General features: G+C 35.1%; 1 protein-coding gene. It reads right to left on the bottom strand.

Annotated features, from left to right (window positions below; translation table 11 throughout):
* A partial coding sequence (locus OCV67_RS12760; protein ID WP_317235035.1) for an RHS repeat-associated core domain-containing protein occupies positions 1–4518 on the bottom strand: 4518 nt, incomplete at its 3' end.
* Positions 4519–4714: the final 196 nt, after the last annotated feature.

The raw sequence follows: 4714 nt of genomic DNA, 5'->3' as shown, positions 1-4714 counted from the left end.
TTTTTTAGAAAATTCATACGCTATGTTTTCCCAAATGTACTTATAATGTCCTGCCTCACAACCCAATATTATTAAAGCCTCACAATTAATTTTCCTTAGTTTTCTTACATCCTGTATATATAAATTATTAAACATACCATCAGGACCTGAATGAGTATTTAGTACGATTACATCTGCATTTCCGATTTCGTCCCAATAATCATGAAAATACTCCGCACATCTAACCTTATATACACGGCCATATACACACTTAAAATATTTTTCTAAATTCATCATCATTATTTTTGATTCATCATAAAATTCTACCATCGTAAATATATAAGTTTCAAATACTTTTTTTATGTTATTTGTCGGTGGTTTCAGATCAGAATAATTAGATGAACTTATTAAATTGCCGGAACCCATATTGGATAAATCTGTGATTTTCTGAGATACATACTTCATTGGATTTGTGTCATACTCAAACAAGTTTAATTTATCCTGTAAAACTGCATTAGCTGAATTTGCATTAATGTACCTGCCTGTTTTGCTGTCATAATATCTTGACTGAATACAATACAAACCTGTGTCACTGTCATAATAATAACCCCTATACCTGAGCGGATTTGTATAAGCAATAGTATTTGTATCACTTAAAATCGTACAATTTCCCCAAGCGTCATAGCTATACTCGGCAGCAATCTCTCCGTCTGCATCAAGCACAGCTATAATACTTCCAAGCAAATCTGTTACATAATAATACTGACTGTCATTGTACTCAAAGCCTATCGGTGTGTCACCGTCATAGCGGAAATACCATGTGTTATCACCGCATGTCTGTGCTGTAAGCTTATCGCCGTTCCAAAAATAGTTGAACTTAACGTTGTGTATCGTCTTGCTTGTTCTAAGTCCGTCTGCGTTGTAAGTATATTTTATCTTTACTCCGTCAGACCTCAAAGCTGATTTTAGTCTGCGTCCCATTGTCCAGCTGAACTCTGTTCCGTTGTAATAGGTCAATGGATTTCCTATCTCGTCATAGGTTATCTCGTTTCCATTGTATGCAGTCAGTAAGTCTTTCCAATTAGGATCACCATATGTAAACGTGTGAGATTGACCATACCTTCCTCTTGAAAAAGGTATTATTTCAACTACATTTCCACCTTTGTCATATACAAAATTTACTCCTGTTCTTGTTATGACATTTACCTCTGTCGTTAGATGACCTGCTTCGTCATATGTGTAACAGACATCATTTACTTCGGAAATGCGTTTATTCCCGTCATATCCATAGTGTATGGTGTTGTTATACGCTCCTGTATATTTTATCTCGGATACCAATTCGGATGTTCTGTTCGGGCTGCTAGATACATAACTATATTCCTTATTGTACACCTCTTTTTTAGAAAGTTCAACCTCTTTGCCGTTTGAACTACGGTAAATGCCATATACACCTTCTTCCGACTTTCTTCCGAATTTGTCCTTTGAATTGAAATAGGTTGAATAAATATCGTCTGCAAGCGTCCAGTAAATCTTATATGAATTATCTCCTAGATCTGTCTGAAGTGTTTTTTCTTTCTCACCGATAATTTCTGTTAGTTTTTCATTTGTACAATATATTTTATGATAAACTCCGCTGCCTGTTTCCTCAGTGACTCTGTATCCATCCTTATCTGTTGAATATTTTGTTTCCCTATTTGAACAATTATCCTGTATTGATTCTAGATTTCCGTCTTTGTCATACTTGCAGCTGTAAAGAGTTTCATCGCCTTGTTTTACCGCCGAACTGCTTCCGTTTTCATTGTATTTGTAATCTATTGACTGTCCGTTGCCGTAATCGGCTTTTGTCAATGCTCCTTTACTGTCATAACTGTAATTTATAAGATTTCCGTTTCCAGCTTTGATTGATTTCAGCAATCCAAACTCAGTATATCCGATATCGTAGTCAAAATCGTTATGAATTATTTTGCTCAGCCTATCTCCGCTGTCATAAGTAAATGAATTTTCAATAACCGTACCCTGCGATACTTTCTGTACTTTTCCGCTGTTGTTGTATGAGTAATTGACTGAATTTCTTTCAGCGTCTGTTACGCTGTTGAGGTAACCGGTATTTAAATCATAGCTGTAAGATGTCTTGAAGCCTAACGAATCAGTTGATGATTTCGGATAATTTCCATCTTCGGTATACTCATTGCTTTTAAGCACGGATTTACCGTCAACTTCAGTTTCATTCCTCAAATTATTTCCGTACTTATCAAACACATTGACGGTTTTCATTCCGTCTTTTTTTATGGTTTCAGTCACACTGTTATCTGAGTTTACCGACGATGAAAAGTTTTCATTTGTACTGCTGCTTTCATTTTCATCAGGTTCGGTACTTGGTGTACTGTCATTGTATGTGTAATCACTTTTATATACAACAATTCCGTCAAACAATGCTTCATTGATCTGATTTGAGTAATTTACCGAAACAACAAAATGAGTATAAAATATATCAGCTTTAAATGTCTTTATCGCATACTGCCAATCGGTGCAATACGGATTAAATTTGATCGTCTGAACATCTGCTACTCTTGCCGCATTGTAAAAAGTAACCGTTATGTTAAATGGGTTCTGCGGAGACGCATTTGCTTTTGCCCAGCCACCTACTTCAAAGGTTTCTCCTGTACTCATTCCTCCGAAGCTTTGAGAGATTGAACAGGTTTTATTCGGCTCACCTATAAGCTTTACAGCCTTGTCACTTCCGCAGTGTCCCGTTTCATTACAAATTGTATTTGTATCATTAGACATTGACCATCCTTGCAGACCGTTTTCAAATACTCCGTTTTCCAGTAAGTTATCATCCCGAACTGTATGCTCATATGTATTAACCAGACTGTTTAAGCCATTTGCATTTTTAGAGTATTCATTTAATGTTACATCTCCTTTTGAATTGAAAGAAGAAATTAAATCGCCGCTGTTGTTAAACACCTTAGTTTCCGTATCGCCTGTGTTGTTATTAATATATTTTATTTGATATGGTGTATATTCAATTGATATATCTGCCCCCTTTGTTCCTGCTGTTCCGTATTCTTTTATTCCCGACAGTCTTTTTGGATTTTGACTATAGCTAAATTTTACCGTGTAGCCGTCTGTATTGCATATAGAAATCATATCATGGTTATTCCAACTGTAACTCACTGATTTTCCGTCCGGATATTTAACTTTAGTTAAATTTGACTTACTGTCATACTCATACGAAACCTTTTGTATAACTGTATTTTTCTTTCCGTAATATGAGATATCGGTCAGCTTTATGCCGTTATAATTAAACTTATACTTTCTTCCCGCACCATCGATAATATACTCTATTTGATAGAAATTACTAATGCTGTCATTATACTTTATTTCTATTGCCGGCTTTGAAGTTACGCTTGTATCTACTATTTTTACAACCCGTCCGTACTTTTCAAAATGATACTCTTTTCCTCCAGAATCGATTACAACCAAATTGTCATAGCCGGTTTTATTTTTATCATTGCACTTTATAGTATATCCTCTTCCGCTCATATCAATATACTTATCGGCTATATTGTTATAATAAAAGTATATTTTACTTCCGTCACCGCACACATACTCATAGTACTGAAGCTTTCCGGAATTATAAACCGCATTTATTGTCTGATTATAATTGGTTTTAAAGCCAAATCCGAATGTAGGATTACTTCCGTTATTAAGGTTGTATATCATCGATATATTTACAGGCATTACTTTTCCGTTATAACCGATATCTTCTCTTGACAGTACAAGGTTTCCCGAAAAATCATCTATTTCCGCTTTCCCCGCTCTGCTTATGTCTACGGTTTTATTTTCTCCCCTCTGTGCCGCTGAAACCATATTATATTTTATTGCTAAAAACGGAATTTTTTCTGAATCTGCTTCCTCTGACGAATAAAATGCAGATTCACTGTTAGTCACATAAGTTGACGAAAGCTTTATTCCGTAATTTTCTTCTCCGTTATACCAACTGTTAAACGCATTTGTTATGTCCCAATATGCCCATTTATCTTTTGAATTAGGGACATTAAAAACATCAAGTATTTTACTGTCAACTGACGGACGATTTCCTATTATTGAGCTTGTATCCCAATCAGAATTTACTTTATATGCATTTATCTTGTTCCCCTGTTCTGACGCTGTTTTCAGATAAAGTACCGCATTTGATACTATCCATTGTTTATCTATATGAGGCAGTTTTGTGAACTTTATATATGAATCAGTTGTATTTCTGTCATATGCACCTGCAAAAAGCCTTGAATTTTTTGATATATTCATAGATAAGGCGCTCATAACCGATGTATCAACTATTTTATCTTTATATGATCTGGTATCAACAGTCGGATCGATCGTTACCGGATATGCTCTTTCCTCATCAGTAAGCCACTTATGGTCCGGCTTATATGTGAGAATATATTCTGTTCCTTCTTTTTTTAATGTGGTTTTTATTTTATCCGAAAAAGAAAAATTGCTGTCATACATATACGGTGCGGGAATAGTAAACACTTTATTTTCCCCGTCACAAATCACAACGGAATTATTCTTTTTTAATTTTGCAGTCAGACCGTCTGCTTTAATTCTGAATGAATATGTCTGTTTATTTATCGGTGCTTCCGATTGGTGCTATACTAAAAAAGTGGACAGCAAAAAGCGAAAGATGGTATAATAATAAAAAAAGGAGAGAAACACATGGAAAACACCA

The organism is Porcipelethomonas ammoniilytica, from assembly GCF_025567485.1.
GTDB classification, from domain to species: domain Bacteria; phylum Bacillota; class Clostridia; order Oscillospirales; family Ruminococcaceae; genus Porcipelethomonas; species Porcipelethomonas ammoniilytica.
The sequence above is the reverse complement of the archived record's forward strand: the minus strand, read 5'-3'. Positions and strand labels throughout refer to the sequence as shown.